This window comes from Streptomyces sp. NPDC047453 (assembly GCF_040643155.1).
Classification (GTDB): Bacteria; Actinomycetota; Actinomycetes; order Streptomycetales; family Streptomycetaceae; genus Streptomyces.
Genome location: NZ_JBEYTS010000014.1, coordinates 130,584 through 157,360 on the forward strand (window position 1 = coordinate 130,584; position 26,777 = coordinate 157,360).

Genomic DNA, 26,777 nt, shown 5'->3' on the forward strand with positions numbered 1-26,777 from the left:
CAGCGGGAATAAAGGCTACGCCCCTGAAGGGGGGAAGGTCAGGTCGGGCCACTCCTTCGTCATGTAAGTCACATCAAAACCCGGGTTTCGGGGCTTGAAATGGCGGGAAACAAGCGTAGTTCCGCTGCGTCAGGGAAGGGGGGACCCGGGCCTGACCCCTGTGGGATGCAGGCCCCGGCCTGATCACACGTGTCCGCCTGCGCGGATGCTCGTGGATCTTGGGGTTCGTGATCGAACTTTACGTCAACTTGGCAAAGAGGGCAGGCCCGGAAGGGTGACGAGGATCCGGCAGCCTCGCTCGGATTCGGCCACCCCGATCCGGCCGCCGTGCAGGTCCACCGCCCAGCGGGCGATCGCCAGGCCGAGTCCGGTGCCGCCGTCGCTGCCCGGGCCGTGCGGCCGGTTCACCGAGCCCCGGTTGAAGCGCTCGAAGACGCGGTGCCACTCCGAGCGCGGGATGCCGGGCCCCTCGTCCAGGACCTCCAGCTCCAGCGACTGAGGCTGTGGGCCGCGCCGTGCCTTCACCGTCACGCGCCCGTGCGGCGGGCTGTGCTTGACCGCGTTGTCGATCAGGTTGGCGACCACCTGGTGGATGCGCTCGGGGTCGGCGTGCGCGGTCAGGTCGGGCGGAAAGACGTCCAGGTGCAGATGGACGTCCGTACGGGTGTGGCTGCCGGAGTCGGAGGCGATGCCCGCGCGGGCCGAGGCGACCATGTTGGCCTCCTTCAGCACGCCCGACAGGTAGGGCCACACCTCGAAGCGGCGCAGCTTCAGCGGCACGACGCCGTTGTCGAGGCGGGACAGGTCCAGCAGCGTCTCCACCAGCCGGCCGAGCCGCTCGGTCTGCTTCAGCGCCGTGCGCATGGTCTCGGGATCGGCCTCGGTGACCCCGTCGACGATGTTCTCCAGCACCGCGCGCAGGCCCGCGATGGGCGTGCGCAGCTCGTGCGAGACGTTCGCCACCAGCTCCTTGCGCTGGCGGTCCTGGGCCGCCAGCTCGTCGGCCATGCGGTTGATCGTCTGGGCCAGGTCGCCCAGCTCGTCCCGGCGGTTCTCGCGCACCCGGCGCGTGTAGTCGCCGTGCGAGATGGAGCGGGCCACCGTGTTCATCTCGTCCAGCGGCGCGGTGAGCGAGTGCGCCACGAACTGCGTGATGAGCAGTGTGGCGATCATCGAGAAGACCGTGATGAAGCGCAGCTCGGTCGCCGTGCGCACCGCGATCATCAGCAGACCGGTGGTGATCAGCACGGATATGACGACCAGCGCGCCCAGCTTGGTCTTGATCGAGAACGGGCGCACGCCACCCCAGGGCTCGCCCTGGTCCCTCCGTGCGGCCGGCCCGTCGCTCACGGTGTCGGTGTCTCCAGCGCGTAGCCTACGCCGTGCACCGTGCGGATCCGCTCGGCGCCGATCTTCCGGCGCAGCGCCTTGATGTGGCTGTCCACGGTCCGGGTGCCGGAGGCGTCCGCCCAGTCCCACACCTCCGCCAGTAGCTGCTCGCGCGAGAGCACCGCGCGCGGGGTGTTCGCCAGGCAGACCAGGAGGTCGAACTCGGTCGGGGTGAGGTGGACGTCCTCGCCGCGCACGCGCACCCGGCGCTGGGCGTGGTCGATCTCCAGCTCGCCCAGGCGCAGGATGCCGCTGCGCGGGGTCGCCGCGGCCAGCGCGGCCCGCTCCATGCGGCGCAGCAGCACATGCACGCGTGCGGCCAGCTCCCGCATCGAGAACGGCTTGGTCATGTAGTCGTCCGCGCCGACCCCGAGGCCGACCAGCATGTCGGTCTCGTCGTCGCGCGCGGTGAGCATCATCACCGGCACCGGGCGCTGGGCCTGCACGCGGCGGCAGACCTCCAGGCCGTCGAAGCCGGGCAGCATGATGTCGAGGATCAGCAGGTCGGGCTGCCAGGCCTCGGCGGTGTCCACGGCGGCCGGCCCGTCGCCCGCGGTCTGCACGAGGAATCCCTCGGCGCGCAGGCGGGTGGCGATGGCATCCATGATGGTCGGGTCGTCCTCGACCACCAGGACCCGGCGCTGGGCGCCCGGGGTGGCCGTCGTGCCGTTGTGCGCGGTGTGTGTCTGCTCCATCGCCCGCCCCTGAGTGTGCTTTCCGGAATCCGTGGGGTGATTCCTTGACTGCGCGTAGTTGCGATTGACGCTTGAATGATCGGCGCCAAGGGAGCAGCGTACGGGGACTCCCCACACCTTTGCTATCCAGGTAGGACCGCGAGATGCACGACGTCCGGAACGCCCCGGGCAACGGGGACCTCTTCGGTGCGCACCTGTCGGAATCCGACATTCCGCAAGGTTCCTTCAAATTCCGCAGATGGCTTCGCGGACCACACGGCGAGTACCCCGCCCGGCTTCAACGCCCTTGCGCAGCTTGTCAGTCCGGCCTGTCCGTACAGCTCCTGGTTGTCCTCGGTCACCGTCCAGTCGGGGCCGTTGTCGATGTCCAGGCACAGCGCGTCGAACGTGTCGGATGTCTCATTGACGTAGGCGATCAGGTCTCCTTCGACGATCTCGGTGCGCGGGTCGGCCAGCGCGCCGGCGGTCAGCTCGGCGAGGGGGCCGCCGCGGTGCCAGTCGATGATCGCGCGTTCGCGTTCGACAACGGTGATCCGTCCCCAGTGCGGGTCCGCCGCGGCGTGCGCGAGTGAGAAGCCGACGCCGAGGCCGCCGATCAGGACGCTCGGTGCCCGCCGCTTTGGCAGCGCGGTGAGTGCCGCGTCGACCAGGAGGCGCTCGGAGCGCCCGTCGGAGGTGTCCATCAGGAAGCAGCCGTTGGCGATGATCTGCAGCAGCGCCCCGTGCCGGCGCAGCACGACCTCGCCGTGGGGGCCCTCGCGGCGGTCCAGCACCTCGGGGGCGTCGTACGAGCCGGTCATGGGGTCATCCTGCCCCAACGGACGCGTACGGCCACATGAATTAGGGGTGACACCCGTGTGCGAGCGCGTCGCTGGCCTCGCCCGTCTGCGGGTTGCCAGGGGCGCTGGGGTCGTCGGGGTCATTGGGGTCGCTGGGGTCGCTGGGGTCGCCGGGAACCTAATAGGTTGCTGAGAATTGTTGCGTGGGTGGCGTCGGTCATGGACAGGGGCGCCCGGCACACGAAGTGTGGAGCGCGACGGAAGGAGTGCCGCACCGTGGAACGGACCGCGACGGCCGGCCCCTCGGGCCCGCCGGCACCTTCGGGTCGCCCCCTGCTTCCGGACGCCGTCGTGGACGAGAGTGCGGACGGGGGCGCGGACGCGGCCGTGGCCGGCGTTCCGGTGCAGGTGTCGCAGGCGCTGTACGGGATGCCGCAGCAGCGGGCGCGCGGCGCCGTCCTGGGAGGCCAGCGCGCGGAACCGGCCCGCTCGGCGCGGTCCGCCGCGGGAATCAGGGGGCTGCGCGGTCTGCGTCCCTGGCGGCTGCTGCCCAGCCCCACCGGCACCCCTTTCACCTTCGGGTACGCGGCGCTGCTGGCCGTCACCTCGCTCGTCGCCCGGTACGCCGATCCCGCGGTGGTGGACGCCCTGTACCAGAGCTCCAGCACGGATGTCGCCCACCTCGTGCGGGCGCCCCTGCTGGTGCTGCCGGCCAGCGCGCTGTGGATCGCGGGCGGCGTCGTGTCGGCGTACTCCCTGTGCTTCCTGCTGGTGCTCACCGCGCTGGAACGCCGGATAGGCGGTCTGCGCACCGCCGGCGTGTTCCTGTTCGGGCACGTGCTGGCCACCCTCGCCACCGAGGTCCCCGTCGGGCTCGCGGTGCTCGCGGGCCGCCTGCCGGGCAGTTCGGCGCACCGCCTCGACTACGGCATCAGCTTCGGTGTCGCGGCCAGTCTCGGCGCCCTGGCCGGCCTGCTCACGCCCTGGCTGCGCTGGCCCCTGCTCACCATTTTCGTGGGCATGCTGGCCCAGGACCTGGCCGCGTTCGACGATCCGATGACGAGCTGCGGCCATCTGATCGCGGTGGGGCTCGGCGTGGCGACGTGGCCGGTGATACGGCGCTGGCGGCGGGCGCGCCTCGCGGAGTCGGGTACCGCGCCCGGGACGGCCTGAGCCTCTTCAGGCTCCCTGTGCTCTCCCTCTATCCCTCTCTCCTTTCTCTCCTCTGTCTCCCCTGCCTCCCCTGTCTCCTTTCTTTCTCCTTCCTTTCTGCCTGTGTGTGCTGTTTGTGGATGCCCGATCGCTCAGAGCGAACAGATGCCGGGGAACAATCGACCGGCGTCGTGCATTGAGTCGGCATAGCTCAACTTGACTGCCGAAGGGGAGATCATGGCTGCTGAGTCCACTGCCTTCACACCGCTCACCCTGCCTGTGCTGCCGCTCGACGACGAGGTCGTACTGCCCGGGATGGTGGTTCCGCTCGACCTGAGCGACGCCGAGGTACGGGCCGCGGTGGAGGCCGCGCAGGCCGCCGCGCGGGACGAGCCCGGCAAGCCCAGGGTGCTGCTGGTGCCCCGGGTCGAGGGGACGTATGCCAGGACCGGTGTGCTGGGCACGGTCGAGCAGGTGGGCCGGCTGGCCGACGGTGACCCGGGCGCGCTCATCCGCGGTCGCGGACGTGTGCGGATCGGCGCCGGGACCACCGGTCCTGGCGCGGCGCTGTGGGTCGAGGGGACCCGGATCGAGGAGAACCTGCCCGAGCCGCTGCCCGGCCAGATCGCCGAACTGGTGAAGGAGTACAAGGCGCTCGCCACCGCCTGGCTGCGCAAGCGCGGCGCCTGGCAGGTGGTCGACCGCGTACAGGCCATCGACGACGTCTCCGCGCTCGCCGACAACTCCGGCTACTCGCCCTTCCTGACCACCGAGCAGAAGGTCGAGCTGCTGGAGACCGCCGACCCGGTGGCCCGTCTCAAGCTCGCCACCCAGCAGCTGCGCGACCACCTCGCCGAGCAGGACGTGGCCGAGTCCATCGCCAAGGACGTCCAGGAGGGCGTCGACAAGCAGCAGCGCGAGTTCCTGCTGCGGCGCCAGCTGGAGGCCGTCCGCAAGGAGCTGCGCGAGCTGAACGGCGAGAGCGACGGCGAGGAGTCCGACGACTACCGCGCCCGCGTCGAGGCCGCCGACCTGCCCGAGAAGGTCCGGGAGGCCGCGCTCAAGGAGGTCGACAAGCTGGAGCGCGCCTCCGACGCGTCCCCCGAGGGCTCCTGGATCCGCACCTGGCTCGACACGATCCTCGACATGCCGTGGAGCGAGCGAACCGATGACAGTGCTTCCGCCTACGACATCCAGGGCGCCAAGGCGGTCCTGGACGCCGAGCACGCGGGTCTGGAGGACGTGAAGGAACGGATCACCGAGTACCTGGCGGTGCGCAAGCGGCGCGGCGACCGGGGCCTGGGCGTGATCGGCGGGCGGCGCGGCGGTGCCGTGCTCGCGCTCGTCGGGCCGCCCGGTGTGGGAAAGACCAGCCTCGGCGAGTCCGTCGCCCACGCGATGGGACGGAAGTTCGTGCGCGTCGCCCTGGGCGGCGTCCGCGACGAGGCCGAGATCCGCGGCCACCGGCGTACGTACGTCGGCGCGCTGCCCGGGCGGATCGTGCGCGCCGTCAAGGAGGCCGGGTCGATGAACCCGGTGGTCCTGCTGGACGAGATCGACAAGGTGGGTTCCGACTTCCGCGGGGACCCGGCCGCGGCCCTGCTCGAAGTCCTGGACCCGGCGCAGAACCACACCTTCCGGGACCACTACCTGGAGGTGGAGCTGGACCTGTCCGACGTCGTCTTCCTGGCCACGGCCAACGTCCTGGAGGCGATCCCGGAGGCGCTGGCCGACCGGATGGAGATCGTGCGCCTGGACGGCTACACCGAGGACGAGAAGGTCGTCATCGCGCGCGACCACCTGCTTCCGCGCCAGCTTGAACGGACGGGCCTGCGCCGGGACGAGGTGACGATCGAGGAGGGCGCGCTGCGCAAGCTCGCCGGCGAGTACACGCGCGAGGCGGGTGTGCGCACCCTGGAGCGGTCCATCGCACGGCTGCTGCGCAAGATCGCGGCGCAGCACGAACTGGGCGAGCGGGAGCTGCCGTTCACCGTCACGGACGGTGAGCTGCGGGGGCTGATCGGCCGTCCGCACCACGTTCCGGAGTCCGCTCAGGACCCGGCCGAGCGGCGGACGTCCGTCCCGGGCGTGGCGACGGGCCTCGCGGTCACCGGGGCCGGTGGCGACGTCCTCTTCGTCGAGGCGTCCCTGGCGGACCCGGAGACGGGCGCGGCCGGGCTGACCCTGACCGGTCAGCTGGGCGACGTGATGAAGGAGTCCGCGCAGATCGCGCTGAGCTTCCTGCGCAGCCACGGCGCGGAACTGGAACTGCCCGTGGGCGATCTGAAGGACCGGGGTGTGCACATCCACTTCCCGGCGGGCGCGGTGCCGAAGGACGGTCCGAGCGCGGGCATCACGATGACGACCGCGCTCGCCTCGCTCCTGTCCGGCCGCCTGGTCCGCACGGACGTGGCGATGACCGGCGAGGTCTCGCTGACCGGGCGTGTCCTGCCCATCGGCGGCGTCAAGCAGAAGCTGCTCGCCGCCCATCGCGCGGGTGTGACGACGGTGGTCATCCCCAAGCGGAACGAGCCCGATCTGGACGACGTCCCGGCGGAAGTGCTGGACAAGCTCGACGTCCACACCGTCACCGACGTCCGCCAGGTCCTGGAACTGGCCCTGAACCCCGCGACGAACGGTGCGTCACCGGAGATCCCGGCCGCCGCGTAGCGCTGCCGCGCGGTGAGCGGTTCATCGGGGCGCGGGGTTCGGCCGGGGCTTTCCCGTCCGAACCCCGCGCCCGGGGCGCAAGTACGGCCCACCTCGGCTCGCCGGGCCGGCAGGCGCCGCCCGCCCGGCTCCGGTCGCAGCACTAGCGACAGGCCACCGCGGCCGGCGCGGGAGGCCTGGCCGGGGCGACCGGACGGCGAGCGCGGCGAGCCTCCGACTGTGTGGCCACGCCCCGGGGCTCCCGGCCGTATGGCTGGGTCCCCGGGTTTCCGCTTGTCACCCCCCGGGACTCCCGGCGGTGCCGCTGTCGCCGGGGCTCCGGTCGAGACGTTGCGCCCCGGGACGGCGGGGGGTTCGTGGGGTTCGTAGGGTTCCGGGGCGCGCCCGGTGTGGGCCGCCGCGCTTGCGCCGGGGGCGCCCCGGGCCCCGGCCGGGGCGACTCCCTGCCCCGGCCGGGGGTTGGAGGCCAGTGCCGCGACCCTAGCCGTTGGCGAGTGCCTGTACGCGGTCCAGCGCGCCGTTGAACTTGTCGTGGTCGCCGACCGTCGGACCGGACGACGTGTACTGCCACATGGTGTAGTAGCCCCAGCCGGCCGGCAGGGTGCCCGGGTCGGAGGCGTAACGGGCTATCCACAGCGGGTTGTTGGCGGCGAAGCCGCCGTAGTTGCCGGTGCACTGGGTCCACCAACTGGTGGCCGTGTAGATCACGGCGTCCCGGCCCGTGCGGGCCTTGTAGGTGTTCAGGAAGTCGGCGATCCAGCCGACCATCGCGCTCGCCGTCTTGCCGTAGCAGGCGGCGCCGTAGGGGTTCCACTCGATGTCGAGGGCGCCCGGCAGGGTCTTGCCGTCGCGGGACCAGCCGCCGCCGTGGTCGACGAAGTAGTTGGCCTGGGTGGCGCCGCTGGTGGTGTCCGGGGTCGCGAAGTGGTACGCGCCGCGGATCATGCCGACGCCGTAGGAGCCGTTGTACTGCTGGGCGAAGTAGGGGTTCGTGTAGTACGTCCCCTCGGTGGCCTTCGTGTACGCCCACCTGACGCCGCTGTTCCACAGCGTGGACCAGGCGACGTTGCCCTGGTAGCCGGACACGTCGACGCCCTCGGTCTGGGTGGCGTCGCCGCCGGCCGGCGTGCCGCCCTGGCCGTCGTGCGGCACGACGCCCATGCCCATGTAGGCGGAGCCGCGGGCGGGCACGGTGGCGGCGGCGGAGGGGAGAGTGAAGAGCATGGAGAACGCGGCGAGCAGGATTCCCGCGGCGGTGAGCCGCCGTACGCGGGCCGTTCCGGATCTGTGCACGGACATGACGTGCCTCCGAAGCTCGGTGGTGCTCGGTGGGGGGATACGGGCATGTCCCGGTCACGGGCATGTCCCGGTCGCGCTGACGAGCAGGGCCACGCCGGCCCGCGGCCGCGGGCGCAGCAGTGGTGTGAGCATGCCAATAGGCCTGACAAAGAAGCTACGCACGTAGACCGCCGCCTGGGAAGGGGGCCCGGAGTCTGCCGATGGTCTACGCCTGCGAAATACTGACGGAGCTGCGGTGATGGCGCCGACTGGCGGAAACTTTCAGGAGCGGGAAACCTTCAGGCAGGGGCTGACGTGCACGAAGACGCAAACGGCGGCGGACGCGAGGTCGCGTCCGGCGCGGCACCGAGTGGTGCGGACCGGGAGTTCCTGTCCCTCGAACGGGAACTGACGGTGCTGCTTCGGCGTGCGCGGGCCAACCAGGGCGAGATGGCCCGCGAGGTCCACCCCCATCTGGAGCCCGCCGCCTACGGACTGCTGGTCCGCCTGGAGGAGTGCGGCCGCCAGCGCGCCACGGAGCTGGCCGGCTACATCGGCGTCGGTAAGGCGACCATGTCACGCCAGCTGCACGCACTGGAGCAACTCGGCCTGGTCGCCCGGGAACCGGACCCCGCCGACGGCCGGGCCTGGCTGGTGGCCCTCACCGACGACGGCCGCCGCCGAGTCGGCCAGGTGCGCGAGGCCCGCCGCGCCCGCTACGTCAGCCAGCTCGCCCACTGGGACCGCCGCGAGGTGGCCGAACTGGCCCGGCTGCTGCACGAGTTGAATGAGGTCACGGAGAAGTAGCCGGCCCGCGGCGCCGGCCGCTCACGGCTCCACGAACACCACCGTCGCGTCGTCGTGCGTCTTGCTGCGGCGCAGATACGTCCGCTCCTCCTTGTCGGCCGCCTCCAGGGCCCGCACCCGGCCCACGAGCGAGCCCGCCCCCTCCTCGCGTACGAGACCGAGGCACCGCGCCCAGTCGCCCGCGTGGAACTTCTCCACCCACCGCGCCGCCCCGTCCGTCAGCGCGGCCAGCGCGCGGACCCCGGCGCGCGGCACGCTGCCCGTCACGGCACGGGCGGCCACCGAGGGATCCGCCGCCGCGGTGAAGAAGCCGCCCTCCTTGTTGCGCACGACGGCGTCGATGAGCGCGTCCGTGGCGAGCGAGGCCCGGGGCAGCCGGGCCAGCCGGTCGTCCAGGACCGGGGTGACCGGGCCGTCGGGGGACTCCAGCAGCAGGACCGAGTCGGACAGCACCAGGTACTCGACCGCCTCCGCCGACCAGCGGGCCAGAACGACGGTTGCCTGAGGCGTGCGCGGGTGAGAAAGGTCACAGGTTGGAGCGTGTGACTCGGCGGTACGGAGGATCGCGCGCGAAAGAATCTCCGGCAGTGTCAGATCTCGGCAGGAAACCGTCAGTTCGGTCAGCGCGCCGCCCAGTCGGGCGGTGAACCAGGAGACCGAATGCGAACACCCCGTACCGGTCCGCGGCGGTGTCACCCCGTCCAGGACGACAAGGCAACCACCCTGTCCAGACGCGGGTAGTCCGATACTCGCGAAGTCCTCGTTGGGGCAGTCGGGACGGCCGGGCTCCGAAACAACCTCAGTGCGCATCCGGCCAGTCTGCACGAGCCCTTCACAAGCCCTGCGAAAGGGTGGCAACCATCCGGGATTCGGTGCGGTGACGCAGGTCAGCCGCCTGTTTTGGGCGCAATTGGATCACTCCGGCAAGGCGTGGCGGCGAATACTGCCAAAGCCCGCCGCAGACGTCCAACCGGCCCACCGCACCGTGCCCGCGCATGCGCCGGAGGAACTTGCCCGCCAACTCCCCTCCGAGGTTCACTCCTTCGGGTGGCCGGTCGGACGATGCAGGACCACTGCCCACCGGCACTGGGAGGGTCGGGAACCGATGCAGGTCCCCCCTGCTCGAGCGGAGTCGAGAGCGTGGGGAGGGTGTACGCGCCTGTCCGCGCCAGCTGACGGGCACCACCCGGGCCCATGAGTACACGAGTACAGGAATGCGAGCACCGGTGCAGAAGAAGCGGCCTCGGCGCGCAGGCAAGCAGACGGCCATGGCAGGAGACCCGGCGCAGACGCCCGGCACGCCCCCCGTCACCCCCGTCGGCAAGGGCCGTCCCACGCATGTACGCAACCGTCTGATCGCCGCCGTCGCCGTCGTGGCCGCCGCGGTGGCCGGTGCGGGCGCGCCCTCCCTCATAGCCGCCTCCGGGCAGGTGAGCGACTCCCAGAACCTGGTGACGCTCGCCGGGCAGACCCAGGACGCGCTCACCCTCGCCCACTCCCTGGCCGACGAGCGCGACGAGGTCACCTCCTACGTCGCCGCCGGCCGCCCCGGGGCGAAGGCGCCCTCCGAGCAGCGCAGTACCCGCGTGGACCGCCAGGTCGACGAGCTGCGCGCCGACCAGGACATGCCGGCCTGGCTGCGCAAGGACCTCGACGGCATCGCCGCCGTGCGCCGCTCCGCGCTCACCGGGCAGAGCACCGCCCTCCAGGTCCACCAGGCCTACTCCGTCGCCATCACCGACCTGCACAAGCTGGCCGAGCGGCTGGCCGAGCGGATGCCCACGCGGGCCGGCTCCGGCGCCTACGCGCTCGCCGAGCTCGACACCGCCGTCCAACAGGCCGCCGCGGCCCGCGGGCTGCTGCTCGCGGCGCTGAACGTGCCGCACACCACGCAGACCGTCTACGACCCCGTCACCGGCCTGCCCACGGAGACCGCCACCTCATCGGAGGCCGACACCAAGCAGCGCGACGTCCTGAGCGCCGCCGCCCAGCAGGCCCGGCTGCGCTCCGACGCCGCTCTCGCCGGCTTCCGCGACAACGCGCCGCAGGAGGCCCGAGCGTCGTACGACTCCACGGTGAGCGGAGCCGAGGTCGACACCGCGGAGAAGTACCTCGCCTCGCTCGTCCAGCAGCCGACGCTCTCCAACAGCGACCTGGACACCAGCGTCAAGAAGGCCGACGCCGCGCTCAGCGCCCGTCTCGACCTGATGCGCGGCGCGGAGTCCTCTCTGTACGACCGCCGCACCAAGGACCTGGCGCAGCTGCGTGACGACGACGTCACGGCGCTGGAGATCCGCATCGCCCTGCTCGGCGCCCTGCTGCTGGTCACCATCGGCATCGCCACCGCGCTCGCCCGCACCCTGACCCGGCCGCTCGCGGTGCTGCGCCTGGGCTCGGCCCGGCTGGCCGGCGCGCAGGACCCGGCCACCGAGGAACCCGTCAAGTTCAACGGCCGCAACGACGAGTTCGCGCAGGTCGTCCGCTCCGTCAACACCCTGCACGCGCAGGCCGTCGTGCTCGCCGAGCGGATCGCCACGCTGGAGACCGACCGCAAGCACCTGGTCGGCCAGCGCCAGAAGATGGCCGACGCCCGTGAGGAACTGCGCGCCGAACTCGCCGACTCCGCCGCCCAGCTGGAGCGGCTGCGCAGCGGCATAGGCGGCAGCTTCGTCAATCTGGCGCTGCGCACCCTCGGCCTGGTGGAACGGCAACTCGCCGTCATCGAGGGCCTGGAGGACCGTGAGCAGGACCCCGACCGGCTGTCCACCCTCTTCAAGCTCGACCACTTCGCCACGGTCATGCGCCGGCACAGTGAGAACCTCCTCGTGCTGGCCGGCTCCGAGCACGTCCAGCAGCACGCCGGACCGGTCCCGCTGGTCGACGTCGTACGCGCCGCGGTCAGCGAGATCGAGCGCTACGAGCGCGTCCGCATCGCCGCGCTGCCGCCGCACGCGCACGTGGCGGGCTTCGCGGCGGACGACCTGTCCCACCTGCTGGCCGAACTCCTGGAGAACGCCACCTCGTTCTCCCCGCCCGACCAGCCCGTCGAGGTCTCCGGCTGGCTCCTGGAGAACGGCGAGGTCATGCTCTCCGTCCAGGACGAGGGCATCGGCGTGCCCGAGGAGCGGCTGACCCGGCTCAACGCCCGCCTCACCGAGTTCGACCCGAAGTCCGCCTACGACAAGGAGGGCGACCAGGGTCTGGGCCTCGGCCTGTACGTCGTGGCCCGCCTCGCCCACCGGCACGGCGTGCGCGTGCAGTTGCGCGAGCAGAAGCAGGGCGGCATCGCGGCCGTCGTGGTCGTCCCCAAGTCCGTACTGGCGGCCGCGCCCGCCTCCGCCGTCGCGGACTCGGCTTCGGCCCCCGGAGAGGCCTCCGCGGTCTCCCTGCCCGGCGCCGATGCCGAGGCCAACTCCAACGTCCTGCCCGCCCGCGCCGAGGGCACCGACCCCCTGGTCGCGCTGGCCGAGAAGGCCGTGCGCGAGGCGGAGTCGGCGAACGAGGAACCGGTCACCGGGGAACCGGCGGACGAGGAGCCGGCGGACGAGGAGCCGGTCACCGAGGGACCGGCGGACGAGGAACCGGCTTCGCCGTCCGAGACGACGATGGAACTCCTGCTCCCGTCGCCCGCGGGGGAGCCGGACCCGGCGCGCCCGCACCCCGACCCCACCGACTTCGGGCAGGCCCCGCAGGGTCCGTCCGCACCCGACCGGGAAACCCCCACGGGCACCGCGGCCGGGAGTGAACCGGCCGAGGACGAGACCGAGGCCGCGGCCCCGCTCCCGCGGGGCACCCGTGCCGAGGGGAACGAACCGGCCGGAGGCGGCATCGAGGCCGCCCGCACCACACTGCCGCCGCAGCAGAACACCCCCGCCGACGGCGAAGCCGAGGCGGAACACCACCGGACCCCCGATGCGCCGGAGGACGAGGTCACCGCCAAGGGCCTGCCCAAGCGGACCCCGAAGATATCCGCCCCCGCCCCGGCCCCGCGCCAGCGCAGCGCTTCCGTGGACGCCGAGGCACTCCGCCGCCGCCTGGGCGGGTTCCACCGGGGAGCACGGGAGGGCTACCGCGAGGCGGAGGCGGAGGCGGAGATCGCCGACCAGAACACGGGGGGCACAGTCGAGGAGGCAAGCAGTTGACCGCGCCCAGTACCTTCGGACTGAGCAGTGAGGCCCGCAACCTGCACTGGCTGCTGACCAACCTCGTCGAGGAGGTCCCCGGCATCGAATCCGTGGCCGTGGTCTCCTCCGACGGGCTCCTGCTCCTCTCCTCGGACCCCGGCCGCAACGACGAGGCCCGCCACGCCCGCGAGACGCGCACCGGTCCGCGCGGCTCCGCCGCCGACCTCGCCACCATCGTCTCCGGCATCGGCAGCCTCACCCTCGGCGCCGCCAAGCTGATGGACTCCGGCGCGGTCAAGCACACGATGGTCGCGATGGACGAGGGCAGCCTGTTCGTCATGTCGATCAGCGACGGGTCGCTGCTCGGCGTGCACGGCTCCGCGGAGTGCGACATGAGTGTCGTGGCGTACCACATGGCGCTCTTCGTCGGCCGCGCCGGACACGTCCTGACGCCTGAACTCCGCAGCGAGCTGCGCAAGTCCCTGGAAACCGACGGGAGTACCCAAGGAGCGGCCCGATGAGCGGTACGTCCAAGCTCCCGGTCCGCGGCGGCGACCGCAAGGCCTCCCGCGTACGCCCCTATTCGCTCACCGGCGGCCGTACCCGCTTCGGCCACGTCCTCCTGGTGGAGACGTTCGTGGCCGCGCTGGAGGCCCCGGAGGAGCGCAAGGAGCTGACCAACGGCTCGCTCGCCAACCAGGGCATGCCCGAGGTACGGGCCATCGTCGAACTGTGCCGCCGGATGCGGACGGTGGCCGAGATCGCGGCGCTGCTGAAGATGCCGCTCGGTGTGGTCCGCGTGCTCCTGAGCGACCTCGCGGACCAGGGAAAGATCCGTGTGTACGGAACCGGAACCGGTCATGGCACGGGCCGGCCGGACCGCGCGCTGCTGGAAAGGGTGCTGAGTGGACTCCGCCGTCTCTGACGCCGCCGTGGGCGTCCCCCCGCTCGTCGAGGCCGACGAGGCCCCGCAGCCCTGGCAGACGGACCGCACCCGTGCCCCGGTCGCCACGAAGATCGTGGTGGCCGGCGGCTTCGGCGTCGGCAAGACCACGCTGGTCACCGCCGTCTCGGAGATCACGCCTCTGCAGACCGAGGCGCTGATGACCGAGGCGAGCGAGGAGACCGACGACCTCACCGAGACGCCGGACAAGGTGACGACCACCGTCGCCATGGACTACGGCCGGCTCACGCTCGACGACGACCTCGTGCTCTACGTGTTCGGCACGCCGGGCCAGCAGCGGTTCTGGTTCATGTGGGACGACCTGGTGCGCGGCGCGATCGGTGCCGTGGTCCTGGCCGACACCCGCCGTCTGAAGGACTGCTTCCCGGCGCTGGACTACTTCGAGAGCTGCGGGCTGCCGTACGTCGTCGCCGTCAACCACTTCGAGGGCAGCGAGCAGTTCGACCCGGAGGACGTGCGGGAGGCGCTGACGATACCCGCACACATACCTGTCATGATCATGGACGCGCGGCGCCGGATCTCGGCCATCGAGACCCTGCTGGCCCTCGTGGCCCACGCACTCGAGGAGACCCCGGAGTAGTACCGGCTCCCCGAGCAGTCCAGCGAGCAGTCCCGAAGCCGTAGGAGGCAGCACCCGTATGCGGAAGATACTCGTCGTGGGGGCCGGGCAGTCCGGTCTCCAACTGGCCCTCGGACTCCAGTCGCACGGGTACGAGGTCACCCTGATGTCGAACCGGACCTCGGACGAGATCCGCACCGGCCGGGTCATGTCGACGCAGTGCATGTTCCATACGGCCCTCCAGCACGAGCGCGACCTGAACCTGAACTTCTGGGAGTCCCAGGCCCCGAACATCGAGGGCCTCGGCGTCTCGGTCGCCGCCCCCGGCTCCTTCGACCCCGGTCCCTCGCAGCGCGCGATCGACTGGGTGGGCAGGCTCGACGGGTACGCGCAGTCGGTCGACCAGCGGGTGAAGATGGCCGGCTGGATGGAGACGTTCGCCCAGCGCGGCGGCCAGCTCGTCATCCACGGCGCCGCGGTCGGCGACCTGGACTACTTCTCCCGCACGTACGACCTCGTCCTCGTCTCGGCGGGCAAGGGCGAGCTGGTGAAGATGTTCGAGCGGGACGCCTCCCGCTCCCCGTACAGCGAGCCGCAGCGCGCGCTGGCGGTGGCGTACGTGCACGGCATGGGACCGCGCCCGGAGCACCCGGAGTTCGACGCGGTCCGCTGCAACCTGGTGCCCGGCGTCGGCGAGATGTTCATCATGCCGACCTACACCCTCTCCGGCCGTGCCGACATCCTCTTCTGGGAGGGCATACCCGGCGGCCCGCTCGACGCCTTCCGCGGCGTCAAGGACCCGTCCGAGCACCTCGCCCTGACGCTGGACCTGATGAAGACGTTCCTGCCCTGGGAGCACGCCCGGACCGCCGGCGTCGAACTCACGGACGCGGGCGGCACGCTCGCCGGCCGTTACGCCCCCACCGTGCGCCAGCCGATCGGCCGGCTGCCCGGCGGCGGCCTGGTCCTCGGTGTCGCGGACGTCGTCGTCGCCAACGACCCGATCACCGGCCAGGGCTCCAACTCGGCCTCCAAGTGCGCCGCCGCGTACCTGGCCGCCATCCTCGAGCACGGCGACAAGCCGTTCGACGAGGAGTGGATGCGGCAGACGTTCGACCGCTACTGGGCCACCGCCCGGCACGTCACCAAGTGGACCAACGCCATGCTGGCCCCGCCGCCGGAGCACGTCCTGAACGTCCTCGGGGCGGCGGGCCAACTCCAGCCGATCGCCGACCGCTTCGTGAACTGCTTCGACGACCCGTCCGACTTGGAGAACTTCTTCTACGACCCGGACAAGGCCCAGGCCTACCTCGCCGAGGTCTCCAAGGCCTCCACCGTCTAGAGACTCACGTCCGGCCCGGCCTGGGCGGCCTGGGCGCGCTCGGGGAGTCTCGGCGGTGTGTACCGCCGCAGGGGCTCCCCGCCCGGATCGGGCCGTACGGCGCCCAGCACCGGGTTGGCCGCGACCGGTGACACCTTCACCTTGGTTCCGGGCCGCGGGGCCTGCACCACCATCCCGTCGCCGAGGTAGAGGGCGACATGCGTGGCCCGCGGGAAGTAGACGACCAGGTCGCCGGGCCTGAGATCGCGGAGCGGGATGCGTTTCAGCCGGGCCCACTGCTCCTGACTGGTGCGCGGGATGGGCGTCCCGGCGTGCTGCCAGGCCTGTGAGGTCAGCCCCGAGCAGTCGTATGCCTGCGGGCCCTCGGCGCCCCACTGGTAGGGCTTGCCGAGCTGGCGCACGGCGTAGCGCACGGCCTCGTCGCCCTCCTGTGACGGCGTGCGGGCACCGCTGAGCGCCCCGGAGGCCAGGAACGAGCTCTGCGTCGCGGTGATCCCGTTCGTCTCCGTCCGGGCGAGCGCCGCCACCTGCTCGGTGCTGAGCGAGGCCAGCAGCTTCTCCACGTCGCGCAGCCGTCCCTGGACGTCGTCCCGCGCCTGCTGCTGCCGCCGGGCGAGCACGAGCCGGGTGCCGACCGCCTTGCGGGCCTCGCGGGCCAGGTCGGCGGCCTTCTTCTCGTTGCCGGTCAGCCGATTGACCGTCTCGGCCCGCTCCCGTGCCAGTCGCCCGATCAACTCCCCCTCCGCCAGCGCGTGCTGCGGGTCGGGCGCCAGCAGCAGCCGCAGATACGGCGAGAGTCCGGTGCTGCTGCCCTGGTACTGCTGAACGGCCAGCCGTGCCGCCTTCGCGCGGCTGTCGTTCAGGGCACGCCGGGCGGCGCCGAGGTCGGCGTCGAGGCGGTCGGCCTCGGCGCGCTGCCGCTTCAGCCGCTCGGCGGTGGCGTTGTAGGTCTCGGTGGCCTGATCGGCCTGCCCGTACAGCTTGTGAAGGTCCGTCAGCAGCTGGGCGACGGACCGCTGTCCGGGCTGCTGCGGCCCCGGGACGGCCACGGCGGCCGCCGGTACGAAGGCGGCCTGTGCCGCCACCGCCGCCGTACACACCAGACGCGGAACCCTTCCTGACACGTCATCACCTCCTGTGCGGGGCGGTGTTTCCGCTCCGCACGGGAGGATTCGACGTATGAACAGACTTTCTGAGCCGATGGTGCTGCGTACGGCGCAACGAGGTCACCCGTCGGTGTCACTCGGCTTGCCGCCGGCCCGGCTCTCCGGCTTGGACCACGGCCACTTCAGCCGGCCGCCGCTCCTGCCCTCGGGGTCGAACTCGTACTTCCAGCCCCTGGGCAGTCCCAGGCGCTTGCTGTGCCCGCGCGGCACCCGCCGGTAGACGAGCACGGTCGGCGGGCCGCCCGCGGCGTCCGGCACCGGGATGCGGTAGGTCTTCGGCGGGTTCCCGGTGGGTCCCACCAGCACGGACAGCACCCGCCCGTCCATCGGGCCGCCCTCGAAGGGGGTGTCTTCGCTCTTCACGGCACCAGTGTCAGCCATCCGCCGCGGCCAGGGCGCGCCCCACCAGCTCGGCGGTCTGCGCGTCCCGGGCGGCGGTCACGGTCAGCACGGCCGCGAACTGCTCGACCAGCCAGTCCCGCAGCTCGTCGGCGGGGGGCTGCTTGTCCTCGTCCAGCCAGATCAGGGAGGCGGCCTCCACGGCCGTGATCCACATCCGCACGGTCATGCGCAGCCGGGGGCCGGGGTCCGTGACCTCCAGATGACTCAGGATCCGCTCGGCGGCGGCCCGGCGCACGCCGTCCACGATGGCCGTCGTGCGGGAGGTCTCCACCACGCTGCCGCCCTGGAGCAGTGCGGTGAACCCGGCGTCGTGCTGGTCGACGAAGGCCAGGTACCGGTCCAGGGCGCGGGCGAGGCGAGGCAGCAGCGGGCCCTGCTGCGGCTCGTCGAAGCAGTGCCTCAGCTCGTCGGCGGCGGACCGCAGGGCGGCCTCGTACAGCTGCTGCTTGCCGCCCGGGAAGTACCGGTACACCAGCGGGCGCGACACCCCCGCCGCCTCCGCCACGTCGTCCAGCGACACCTCCTCGGGCGCCCGGTGCGCGAAGAGGGACAGAGCCGCGTCGAGCAACTGGGCCCGCCGCTCCTCGACACTGAGGCGACGGTACGCGGGACTGGACGCGGCAGGGCTCATGACCAGCAGCGTAATCGGCCTCCGCAGCCGGGGCCCAAGCCCGCGCTCCGAGGCCCCGGCGGAGCGAGCCGCCCCGCTCGGGGCCGGCCTGCTGTGGCGGAGCGGGGGCGGCGGATTGCGCGCGGCGCACCGGTGGTGTGCCGGATCACCGGCACCACCGCTGTGCCGCGTGGCTCCCATGGCCCCACATGGCCCATGGCCCCACATGGCACGCGGCCCCGCATGACGGCAGCTTCCGCCGGTTGTGTGGCTTCGCATGCCACACGGGTCGGGCGGCCTGGCCCGGGGACACTGGTGCCGCCGGGGGGTGTCGCCGGGATTCGTCACCTGCTGTGGACGGCGCTGCCGCCTCGGCGGCGGGACCGGCCGGATCCGCATCGAGTCGGCGGTGCCGGACGTGGGGGAGCCGCTGTCAGGGTCCGGCCCCGTGCCGAGGCCGGCGGCCCGGGCATCGGGTGGGCCGCCGGGCCGCTCGGGCGGGGTCCGGGCGGGTCAGGCCAGGAGGCCCGAGGATCGCCAGAGGCGGCGGCCGGCTCCGCGGAGGACGCCGATGTCGTCCAGGAAGTCCGTCAGGCGCTTCGCGCCCGTCTGCATGACCTCCCGCCGGTGCCCGCTCGCCTTCACCTGGGCCATCGCCTCCCGCTTGTCGAGGCCCACGTTCGTGTACACCTCGGGGTTGACGAAGGCGACCGAGAAGACCCGGGCGAACTCGCCCGAGGTGATCCGGGTGAACTCCTGCGACCACTTCGGCGCCGTCATCATCTGCCGGCGCAACTCCTCGCGGGCGTAACGGACATGGCGCGCCTCCTCCACGACATGGATCCGCGTGACGCCCCGGATCAGCGGCTGCACCCGCTCGTCCGGGAACGTCAGCCGCTGCATCCAGTCCAGGACCTCCTCACCGAGCAGGGTCGCGGTGAAGGACCCGGGGGTCGTGGAGATCGTCTTGAAGAGCCGGCCGAGGTTCTGGTGCGCTCGGCTCACCGGGTACCAGGGCGTCTCGCCCCGCGCTATCACGCGGGCGAACATCTTCGAGTGCCGGCACTCGTCCTCGATCTCCGTCAGCGCGTACCGCACGTGCGCGCTCGTGGCCGCCTTGTCGTAGATGTGCCGTACGAGCAGCTGCATGAGGATCAGCTCGAACCAGATGCCGAGCGAGGCGAGCGCCGCGGCCTCGTGCCGGGAGAGCAGGATCCGCTGCTCCTCGCCCATCCGCTTCCACAGCGGCGTGTCGTACAGCGACAGCAGCTCCGGCGGCCAGAACCACTTGCCCTCCTCGAAGGGCGCGTCCCAGTCCAGTTCCCTGTCCGGGTCGAAGGAGTGCTTGGCGGAAGAGTCGAGCAGCCGCTCGGCCACCTGCTCCCGGTCCTTGAGCAGGCCGAGCGCGTCGCGCAGGCCTGCGAGCGCGCCGTCTTCCGTCACGGTCGTCATGGCTGTCCCACCTCGTCGTACGGGATGTGGCCGGGTCGGCCGGTTACCCGTGGGTCAGGTTCTCCGCCTCTTATGAGACTGCCTGTCAGCAAGCCCGTCAATCCCTTGCGCGCGACTTGTTGACTCGACGTCTACGTGTGAACCTGCGAAGTATGCCGACCTACGACCTGTACGCCAGGAATCCGGGGGACTCGCGCTGGCAGGTCCCCGCGACCGGCGCGGCTCGCTTCAGCTGGGAGTACGACAACGGCCGCGACCGCCTCCTCGCCCTCTACCAGAAGGGCAAGGACAAGCAGTGGGACGGGCAGAAGCGGATCGACTGGGACCTGGAGGTGGACCCGTACGACCCGCTCGGCACCCCCGAGGAGGCGATGACCCTCTACGGCACCCCGCACTGGGCGAAGATGACCGACCGTGACAAGGGCGACCTGCGCCGCCACTTCGCGTCCTGGCAGTTCAGCCAGTTCCTGCACGGCGAGCAGGGCGCGATGGTCTGCGCCGCACGGATCGTGGAGTCCGTCCCCGACCTGGACGCCAAGTTCTACTCGGCGACCCAGACCATGGACGAGGCCCGGCACGCCGAGATCTACGGCCGCTTCCTGCACGAGAAGATCGGGATGCTGTACCCGATCAACGACAACCTCCAGTCCCTCCTCGGCGACACCCTCCGCGACAGCCGCTGGGACATGCCGTACCTGGGCATGCAGGTGCTGATCGAGGGCCTCGCCCTGGCGGCCTTCGGCATGATCCGCGACACCACGAACAAGCCCCTGCCCAAGCAGATCCTCGCCTACGTCATGCAGGACGAGGCCCGCCACGTGGCCTTCGGACGCATGGCCCTGCGCGACTACTACCGGCAGCTCACCGACGCCGAACTGCGCGAACGCGAGGAATTCGTCATCGAGGGCTGCTACTTGATGCGCGACCGCCTGCGCGGTGTGGAGGTCCTGGAGAACTTCGGCATCCCCAGGGCGGAGGCCGACGAACTCAGCGAACGCTCCGAATTCCTCCAGCTCTTCCGCCAGTTGCTCTTCAGCCGCATCGTCCCCTGCGTCAAGGACATCGGCCTGTGGGGCAAACGCCTCCAGCAGGCCTATGTCGACATGGGCGTCTTCGAGATGGGCGACTCCAACCTGGACCAGCTCATGGCCCAGGACGAGGAGATCGCCGAGAAGCTGGACGCGGAACGCTTCGCGGCCGAGGAGCGGGAGCGGGTGGCGGAGGTGGTGGAGGCGATCGAGGAGGGTCAGCGCCTCACCGGCTGATCACCCGGCTGCTCGGGCACCCCGCCGGCCACCGGCACCGCCCGCCGGGGCGGAAACGACGCCCGCAGGGTGAACGCGTACTCCGTCGGACCGTGCGCACGGAGGCGGAGGAGCCGTTCCTCCGCCTCCGCCACCGTCGGGCGGTGACCCGCCGGAACCCACCACAGCGCGGTGACCGCCTCCGTCATCCGCTCGAACCTCCCCCACTGCCTGAACGGCGTGGGGGGACCCCCACACGGCGGCGGGCCGGCATCTCGCGGTGCCGGCCCCGGTAGACGTAGGCCGTCAGGGCGTTCGCGTCCCGCCACACCGACATGTTGACGATGCCGGAATCGTCATGCCCGAACGGTAGGGCGGCCGCGGTGGTCCCCGGCACCCCCGTCTCACCCGGTGGGCGGCGCGTGCAGCACCGTCTCCATCACCGCCTTGGCGATCGGCGCCGCCGTACCGCCCCCGCTGATGTCGCCCCGCCGCGCGGAGGCGTCCTCCACCACCACGGCGACCGCGACCCTCGGCTCCACGTCGTCGTCGCCCTGCGCCCAGGAGACGAACCAGGCGTACGGCGTACCGGCGTTGCCCAGGCCGTGCTGGGCGGTGCCGGTCTTGCCGCCCACCGTGGCCCCGGGGATCGCCGCGTTCCCGCCGGTGCCCTCGGTGACCACGTCGGCCATCAGCTCCCGCAGCCGCGCCGCGGTCGTCGGACGCATCACCTGCCGCGCGGGCCGGGAGCCGGCCGTGGAGACCGTGCCCCCGTTCCGGCGGGTGGTCCGCTCCACGAGGTACGGCGGCCGCGCCTGCCCGCCGTTCGCGACCGCAGCCGCCACCATCGCCATCTGAAGCGGAGTGGCCCGCGTGTTGTACTGTCCGATCGACGACAGCGCGAGCTGCGCCCGGTCCACCCGGGTGTCGAAGGTGCTCGGCGAGACCGAGAAGGGAATCCCCACCTTCTTGTCGTTGAAGCCGAACCCCTCCGCCGCGGCCCGCATGGCCCGCACCCCCGCGTCCACGCCCAGCTTCGCGAACACCGTGTTGCACGACCACTCGAACGCATGCCGCAGGGAGGCGTTCTCGCAGTCGTCGGCCTCGTTGTACAGCCACGTCTTCGTGCCCGGCAGCAGATATGGGGCAGGGGAGTCGGTCGGCTCGTCCAGATCCCGCACCACGCCCGCGTCCAGCGCGGCCGCCGCGGTGACCACCTTGAACGTCGACCCCGGCGGATACGTCTGCCGCACCGCCCGGTTCAGCATCGGCTGCTCCGGGTCCTCGTTCAGCCGCGCCCACGCGGCCGACACCGCCGACCTGTTCCCGGACAGCAGCGAGGGGTCGTACGAGGGCGTGGACACCAGTGCCAGGATCCGCCCCGACGTCGGCTCGATCGCCGCGACCGCCCCCTTGCGTCCGCCCAGCCCGTCGAACGCCGCCCGCTGGGCGGCCGGGTCGATCGTCGTCACCACATTGCCGCCCGGGCTCTGCCCGCCGCTGAAGCCCCGCCACAGCCCGAACCCCGCGAGCATCGGATCGGAGCCCGACAGCACCGCGTCCTCCGAGTACTCCAGGAGCGTCGTCCCGTACAACTGCGAGGCGAAGCCGGTCACCGGTGCGTACAACGGCCCGTCCGTGTAGGTCCGTTCGAAGCGCAGTTGCTCCCGGGTGTCCTTGGAGCCGGTGACCGGCCGGCCGCCGACCAGGATCTCGCCGCGCGGCTGCTGGTAACGGGCGATGGCGGGGCGGCGGTTGGCCCGATTGCCGCCGTACTCCGGGCTCTGGAGCACCTGCAGCCAGGCGGTGTTCACCAGCAGCGCCACCAGCAGCAGCACGCAGAAGGCCGCGGCATGCCGGATGCACCGGGTCACCGGGTCGGCCTCACGGGTCACGGGGCCACCGTCCCGTCGTACTCCCGGCGCGCCACATGGCTCACCCGGATCAGCAGCGCGACGATCGCCCAGTTGGTCACGACCGACGAGCCGCCCTGCGCGAGGAACGGCAGCGCCAGTCCGGTCAGCGGGATCAGACCGGTCACTCCGCCCGCGATCACGAACACCTGGAGCGCCATGAGCGAGGCGAGACCGATCGCGAGGAGCCGGCCGAAGGGGTCGCGCAGGGCGAGGCCCGCCCGGTAGCCACGCTCGACGAGCAGCGCGTACAGCAGGAAGATCGCGGACAGTCCGGCCAGCCCCAGTTCCTCCCCGGCGGTGGCCAGGATGAAGTCGGACTTGACGGCGAAGCCGACGAGGATCGAGTGGCCGAGGCCCAGCCCGGTGCCGGTCACCCCGCCCGCCGCGAAGGAGAACAACGACTGGGCCACCTGGCCGGGCCCCTGACCGGCCTCGATGGACGCGAACGGGTGCAGCCACTCCCCGAACCGGCTGCGCACGTGCGGCTCCAGCCAGCCGACGGCGACCGCGCCGGCCGCCGCGAGGAGCACCCCGACCGCGATCCAGCCGGTGCGGCCGGTGGCCACGTACAGCATGACGACGAACAGCCCGAAGAACAGCAGCGAGGTGCCGAGGTCGCGCTCCAGGACCAGCACGCAGACGCTCAGCAGCCAGACCGTGACCACCGGCCCCAGCACCCGGCCGGTGGGCAGTTGCAGCCGCCACACCTGGCGGCCGCTGTACGCCAGCGCGCCGCGGTTGGCGGCCAGGTACGCGGCGAAGAACACCGCGAGCAGCACCTTCGCGAACTCGCCCGGCTGGATGGAGAACTCGCCCAGCCGGATCCAGATGTGGGCGCCGTTGACGGCGGGGAAGAGGATCGGCATCACGAGCAGGGCGAGCGCGCTGGCGACACCGAGGTAGGCGTAGCGCTGGAGCCACCGGTGGTCGCGCAGCACCAGCACCACCAGGATGAACAGCCCCACGCCCACCGTGGACCACACCAGTTGGGCGGACGCGGCCTCGTCGCCCGGTGTCTCCAGGTCGAGCCGGTAGATCAGCACCAGGCCCAGCCCGTTGAGCAGTACGGCGATGGGCAGCAGCAGCGGGTCGGCGTACGGTGCGCGCAGGCGCACCGCGATGTGCGCGACCAGCGCGAGTACACCGAGCCCGGCGCCGTATCCGGCTGCGCCGGGCGGGACGGTACCGTTCCTCGCCAGGCCGACGGCGCAGTAGCCGCACACCGGCAGCAGGACGGCCAGGACGATGAGGAAGAGTTCGACGCCGCGGCGCCGGGAGAGGCGGTCGGCGGGCGCGGACGGGGCGGCCGCTGCCACGGTGGTTCCGGCCTGGGTCATGGCCGGAACCTACCCAAATGGGGCGACTTGTTCGCCCTGTGTGTCAGCACCAGCGCGGCGAGGGGCCGATGTTGGCGATGTGGCGCGCCGAGCCCCACGCCCAGATGCCGTCCGAGACCAGGTACCACACGCGGTTGCCGTTCACCCCCTGGCTCAGCGTCTTGCAGTGGATCCACACGAGCCGGCCCGGCCGGGCCACCCGGAGCACCCGGCTGTCGCGGTCGGGGTGGGTGCGCAGGGCGAGCCCGCCGCGGGCCGTGACGACGCCCCGGTAGAAGCGCGGGTGGCGGTGGTCGGGGGCGCCGCTGTCCTGCCCGGCCGTGCTCGGCTGGGGCGGCGTGCCCTGCTCGGGTGTCGTGCCGTGCTGGGAGGCCGCCGTCCGGTGACCGCTCCGGCCTTCGTTGTCGGCGGTGGCGGGTGCCACGGCGACCGTCGAGAGGAGGGCGCCGGTGGCGGCCGCCATGGCCAGTCGGGTGAGGGGGGAGCGCAGGGACATGGAGTACCTCCACCTGAGGTGGCGAAGCCCTTCGAAGGCGGGCGAATCTGGCTAACCGCCACATTAGGAGTGCCGCATCCCGGAGGCCCGTCACACTGCGCCATCAGGGCGCCGCCTGAGAGGGCGTCACTCCGGCGCTGGGCCGGGCTCGTCCTGGGCCGGGTCACCTGGACGCGCTGTCAGCCTGCCCCGCGTCGCCTGCGCCTTCGGTGCCGGGGACGGTGCCGTCGACCGCTTCCCGCCCCGAAGGCGCGGGCGGCTCCTGAGGGAGCGTCAGTGTCGCCACCGCCCCGCCCTCCGGCGCGTTGGCGAACTCCAGCCGGGCGCCCAGCACCTCCGCCTGGCCCAGGGCGATCGTCAGCCCGAGCCCGTGCCCGGTCGCACCGCCCTCCGTACGGAAGCGCTGCGGACCGTGCGCCACGAGGTAGTCCGGGTAGCCGTCGCCGTGGTCCCGCACGGTGACCACCGGCCCGTCCACGGTCAGCACCACCGGCGGCCGGCCATGGCTGTGCGCGTTGGCCACGAGGTTGCCCAGCACCCGCTCCAGCCGCCGCCGGTCGGTCTCCACGTACACGTCCCGTACGACCCTGACCCGCGTGTCCGTCCCGGCTGCGGCCCCCGCCGCCCCGCCCGCCCGCACCGCTCGCTCGGCCACCGAGCTGAGGTGCCCGGCGTCCAGGGCCGGCCGCTCCCGCCCGGTGTCCAGCCGGGAGATCTCCAGCAGGTCCTCGGTGAGTGTGCGCAGCGCGGCCACCCGGTCGCGCACCAGTTCGGTGGGGCGGCTCGGCGGCAGCAGCTCGGCCGCCGCGTGCAGCCCGGTCAGCGGGGTGCGCAGCTCGTGCGCCACGTCCGCGGTGAACCGCTGCTCGGCCAGCAGCTTGCCCTGGAGCGACGACGCCATGGAGTCCAGCGCCGCGGCGACCGCGGCCACCTCGTCGTGCGGGCGGGACGCGTCCCGCGCCAGCGGGTCGTGCACGCGCGCGTCCAGGTCGCCCGCGCTGATCCGCCGGGCCACGCGCGCGGTGGCGTGCAGCCGCCGGGTCACCCGGGTCACCGCGAACGCGCCGACCAGCAGAGTCGCCCCGATCGCCAGCAACGACGACCACAGGATGGACTGGTCCAGTGCGTCGATGGTGCGGGCCTGCTGCGAGTAGTCGACCGCCACGGCCAGCGTCCGCCCCCGGTCGGCGGGCCCGGCCGCCCACATCGTGGGGCGCCCGTGGTGCACGGCGACCATCGTGCCGCGCTGTCCGCTCGCCGCCAGCCGCCGCAGTCGCTCCGGCAGCCCCTCCGGGTCGACGCCGGCGCCCGGCAGCAGCGTGTCGCCCGACTCGAACGCGGTCGTGGCGTCCTTCAGCCGGGACAGGGCGAGGGTGCGCGCCTGTCCGACGGTCTGGTCGGTCACCGAGACGTGTACGAGAACGCCGAGCAGCGCGGCGAGCGCGCAGCACATCACCGTGATGAAAGCGGCGGCCTTCACCGCGAGCGTCCCGGCCCACCGGGGCAGCGCGACCCTCATCGCGCGCCCGCGGAGGAGGAGGGGGTGAGGGAGGAGGGGACAGAAGAAGGGGCGGGGGAGGGGGCGTGGGTGGACGGGAGCGGGGAGGCGGCGAGGGGCGTGTGGGTACGCGCGTGCGTTGGCCGGTGCCGGCCGGTGCGCAGGAACTCGTCGCGCGAGAACACCATCGCCCGCTGCTCCGGGTCCCAGGACCACGTGGTGCGGTACTCGTACCCGGCGATCCCGGCCGGCGAGCGGATGATCACGGCCCGCCCGGCCAGCTCCACGCCGATCACCGCGTCGTCGTTGGCGAACACCTGCACCAGCCGGTGCCCCTCGAAGGTGTAGACGCGCACGGCGGTCTGGTTGGTCGGGTACAGCTGGAAGCCCAGTGCCATGTCGTCGTGCCCGTCACCGGTGAGATCCCGGTAGTACGGCCGCATGACGGGGCACCGCGACGGGTCCTTCCCCGGGCCGCACTCGGCGAGCCGGTCGGCCGTGTCCTGGTACGGCGCCTTGGCGCCCGTGTAGGCGTCCGGATGCGCGGCCACCTCGGCCCGTACGACGGTTACCGGATCGACCCCGTGGATGTCGTCGCCGGGAGCGGTGACGCCCTTGACCGTCTCGATCTGTATCTCGTCGTAGGGCCAGGCGGGGCTGGCCGCCGGGCGCAGCGAGGGCCACAGCCGGGCCGGGCTGACCGCGGTCGGCGTGGGCCCCGCGCCGCGCAGCCCGCCCGCGTCGCCGCAGGCAGCCGTCGTCGCCGTCAGCAGGGCGGCGAGGGCGGCGACCAGGGCGGAGCGTCTGCGGTACACGTTTCTCCGGTGGCTGGAAGAGAGCGGGGGAGAGGGAGCGGCGCGGGTAACAGCCTGGTACACCCTATTCGTTTCGTATGGA

23 protein-coding genes and 1 pseudogene are annotated in these 26,777 nt (G+C 72.2%); 9 read left to right on the forward strand and 15 right to left on the reverse strand.

The window, feature by feature from the left end; all coding sequences use genetic code 11:
* Positions 1 to 243: 243 nt before the first annotated feature.
* The 3 genes from ABZ818_RS15860 to ABZ818_RS15870 all read right to left on the reverse strand — a co-directional run bounded on the left by ABZ818_RS15860 (position 244) and on the right by ABZ818_RS15870 (position 2,884).
* Positions 244 to 1,350, reverse strand: coding sequence for an ATP-binding protein (locus ABZ818_RS15860; RefSeq protein WP_361414555.1), 1,107 nt, complete (start codon positions 1,348 to 1,350; stop codon positions 244 to 246).
* Positions 1,347 to 2,084 carry a response regulator transcription factor gene (locus ABZ818_RS15865; protein ID WP_361414557.1) on the reverse strand — a complete coding sequence of 246 codons (738 nt, stop codon included), beginning with the start codon at positions 2,082 to 2,084 and terminating at the stop codon, positions 1,347 to 1,349. Before ABZ818_RS15865 ends, ABZ818_RS15860 begins: the two co-directional genes overlap by 4 nt.
* 122 nt (positions 2,085 to 2,206) lie before the next feature.
* Positions 2,207 to 2,884: a spermidine synthase gene (locus ABZ818_RS15870; protein WP_361414559.1), complete on the reverse strand. Its 678-nt coding sequence runs from the start codon at positions 2,882 to 2,884 to the stop codon at positions 2,207 to 2,209.
* A 255-nt stretch (positions 2,885 to 3,139) separates the two neighbouring features.
* On the opposite strand from ABZ818_RS15870, the gene ABZ818_RS15875 reads away from it, so the two are divergent.
* Together ABZ818_RS15875 and lon are read left to right on the forward strand one after the other, a co-directional pair.
* A complete protein-coding gene (locus ABZ818_RS15875; RefSeq protein WP_361414560.1) occupies positions 3,140 to 4,036 on the forward strand; it encodes a rhomboid-like protein in 897 nt (298 codons plus the stop codon).
* Positions 4,037 to 4,252: 216 nt separating this feature from the next.
* On the forward strand, positions 4,253 to 6,685 hold the full coding sequence (lon, locus tag ABZ818_RS15880; RefSeq protein ID WP_361414562.1) for an endopeptidase La: 2,433 nt from the start codon (positions 4,253 to 4,255) through the stop codon (positions 6,683 to 6,685).
* Between the two features lie 480 nt (positions 6,686 to 7,165).
* Here lon and ABZ818_RS15885 read toward each other — a convergent pair whose 3' ends face one another.
* The gene (locus tag ABZ818_RS15885) at positions 7,166 to 7,984 is read right to left on the reverse strand and encodes a lysozyme (protein WP_361414564.1); all 819 of its coding nucleotides are present in this window, start codon (positions 7,982 to 7,984) and stop codon (positions 7,166 to 7,168) included.
* A gap of 294 nt (positions 7,985 to 8,278) precedes the next feature.
* On the opposite strand from ABZ818_RS15885, the gene ABZ818_RS15890 reads away from it, so the two are divergent.
* On the forward strand, positions 8,279 to 8,770 hold the full coding sequence (locus ABZ818_RS15890; RefSeq protein WP_361414566.1) for a MarR family transcriptional regulator: 492 nt from the start codon (positions 8,279 to 8,281) through the stop codon (positions 8,768 to 8,770).
* A 21-nt stretch (positions 8,771 to 8,791) separates the two neighbouring features.
* On the opposite strand, the gene ABZ818_RS15895 is transcribed toward ABZ818_RS15890, so the two are convergent.
* Entirely contained in the window at positions 8,792 to 9,580 is a 789-nt protein-coding gene (locus ABZ818_RS15895; protein WP_361414568.1) for a hypothetical protein, read from the reverse strand.
* 416 nt (positions 9,581 to 9,996) lie between these two features.
* On the opposite strand from ABZ818_RS15895, the gene ABZ818_RS15900 reads away from it, so the two are divergent.
* Genes ABZ818_RS15900 through ABZ818_RS15920 form a run of 5 tightly spaced genes read left to right on the forward strand, consistent with a single transcriptional unit; the run spans position 9,997 to position 15,759 of the window.
* On the forward strand, positions 9,997 to 12,912 hold the full coding sequence (locus ABZ818_RS15900; RefSeq protein ID WP_361414570.1) for a nitrate- and nitrite sensing domain-containing protein: 2,916 nt from the start codon (positions 9,997 to 9,999) through the stop codon (positions 12,910 to 12,912).
* Complete coding sequence (locus ABZ818_RS15905) at positions 12,909 to 13,415, forward strand: roadblock/LC7 domain-containing protein (RefSeq protein WP_361414572.1); 507 nt, start codon at positions 12,909 to 12,911, stop codon at positions 13,413 to 13,415. The genes ABZ818_RS15900 and ABZ818_RS15905 overlap by 4 nt, the downstream gene beginning before the upstream one ends.
* A complete protein-coding gene (locus ABZ818_RS15910) occupies positions 13,412 to 13,819 on the forward strand; it encodes a DUF742 domain-containing protein (RefSeq protein ID WP_361414574.1) in 408 nt (135 codons plus the stop codon). The genes ABZ818_RS15905 and ABZ818_RS15910 overlap by 4 nt, the downstream gene beginning before the upstream one ends.
* The gene (locus tag ABZ818_RS15915) at positions 13,800 to 14,438 is read left to right on the forward strand and encodes an ATP/GTP-binding protein (RefSeq protein ID WP_361414576.1); all 639 of its coding nucleotides are present in this window, start codon (positions 13,800 to 13,802) and stop codon (positions 14,436 to 14,438) included. Before ABZ818_RS15910 ends, ABZ818_RS15915 begins: the two co-directional genes overlap by 20 nt.
* A 58-nt stretch (positions 14,439 to 14,496) precedes the next feature.
* Positions 14,497 to 15,759, forward strand: coding sequence for a styrene monooxygenase/indole monooxygenase family protein (locus ABZ818_RS15920; RefSeq protein ID WP_361414578.1), 1,263 nt, complete (start codon positions 14,497 to 14,499; stop codon positions 15,757 to 15,759).
* On the opposite strand, the gene ABZ818_RS15925 is transcribed toward ABZ818_RS15920, so the two are convergent.
* From ABZ818_RS15925 to ABZ818_RS15940, 4 genes are all read right to left on the reverse strand, one after another.
* On the reverse strand, positions 15,756 to 16,883 hold the full coding sequence (locus tag ABZ818_RS15925; RefSeq protein WP_361414580.1) for an NlpC/P60 family protein: 1,128 nt from the start codon (positions 16,881 to 16,883) through the stop codon (positions 15,756 to 15,758). The genes ABZ818_RS15920 and ABZ818_RS15925 overlap by 4 nt on opposite strands.
* 102 nt (positions 16,884 to 16,985) lie before the next feature.
* Complete coding sequence (locus ABZ818_RS15930; RefSeq protein WP_361414582.1) at positions 16,986 to 17,288, reverse strand: hypothetical protein; 303 nt, start codon at positions 17,286 to 17,288, stop codon at positions 16,986 to 16,988.
* 10 nt (positions 17,289 to 17,298) lie between these two features.
* Positions 17,299 to 17,958: a helix-turn-helix domain-containing protein gene (locus ABZ818_RS15935; protein WP_361414584.1), complete on the reverse strand. Its 660-nt coding sequence runs from the start codon at positions 17,956 to 17,958 to the stop codon at positions 17,299 to 17,301.
* Between the two features lie 492 nt (positions 17,959 to 18,450).
* Complete coding sequence (locus tag ABZ818_RS15940; RefSeq protein ID WP_361414586.1) at positions 18,451 to 19,389, reverse strand: diiron oxygenase; 939 nt, start codon at positions 19,387 to 19,389, stop codon at positions 18,451 to 18,453.
* A gap of 152 nt (positions 19,390 to 19,541) precedes the next feature.
* Between ABZ818_RS15940 and ABZ818_RS15945 the strand changes: the two genes are divergently transcribed.
* Positions 19,542 to 20,654: a ferritin-like domain-containing protein gene (locus tag ABZ818_RS15945; RefSeq protein WP_361414588.1), complete on the forward strand. Its 1,113-nt coding sequence runs from the start codon at positions 19,542 to 19,544 to the stop codon at positions 20,652 to 20,654.
* On the opposite strand, the pseudogene ABZ818_RS15950 reads toward ABZ818_RS15945, so the two are convergent.
* The 6 genes and pseudogenes from ABZ818_RS15950 to ABZ818_RS15975 form a co-directional block, all read right to left on the reverse strand.
* A pseudogene (locus ABZ818_RS15950) lies at positions 20,636 to 20,988 on the reverse strand (DUF3291 domain-containing protein); the annotation flags it as partial. The gene ABZ818_RS15945 and the pseudogene ABZ818_RS15950 overlap by 19 nt on opposite strands.
* A 49-nt stretch (positions 20,989 to 21,037) precedes the next feature.
* Entirely contained in the window at positions 21,038 to 22,507 is a 1,470-nt protein-coding gene (locus tag ABZ818_RS15955; RefSeq protein WP_361414622.1) for a penicillin-binding transpeptidase domain-containing protein, read from the reverse strand.
* A gap of 17 nt (positions 22,508 to 22,524) precedes the next feature.
* On the reverse strand, positions 22,525 to 23,886 hold the full coding sequence (locus tag ABZ818_RS15960; RefSeq protein ID WP_361414590.1) for an FtsW/RodA/SpoVE family cell cycle protein: 1,362 nt from the start codon (positions 23,884 to 23,886) through the stop codon (positions 22,525 to 22,527).
* 43 nt (positions 23,887 to 23,929) lie between these two features.
* Entirely contained in the window at positions 23,930 to 24,382 is a 453-nt protein-coding gene (locus ABZ818_RS15965) for an SH3 domain-containing protein (protein ID WP_361414592.1), read from the reverse strand.
* Between the two features lie 163 nt (positions 24,383 to 24,545).
* Positions 24,546 to 25,901: a HAMP domain-containing sensor histidine kinase gene (locus ABZ818_RS15970; protein WP_361414594.1), complete on the reverse strand. Its 1,356-nt coding sequence runs from the start codon at positions 25,899 to 25,901 to the stop codon at positions 24,546 to 24,548.
* Positions 25,898 to 26,695 (reverse strand): hypothetical protein, encoded by a 798-nt coding sequence (locus ABZ818_RS15975; protein ID WP_361414596.1) that lies wholly within the window; start codon positions 26,693 to 26,695, stop codon positions 25,898 to 25,900. Before ABZ818_RS15975 ends, ABZ818_RS15970 begins: the two co-directional genes overlap by 4 nt.
* Between the last annotated feature and the right edge of the window lie 82 nt (positions 26,696 to 26,777).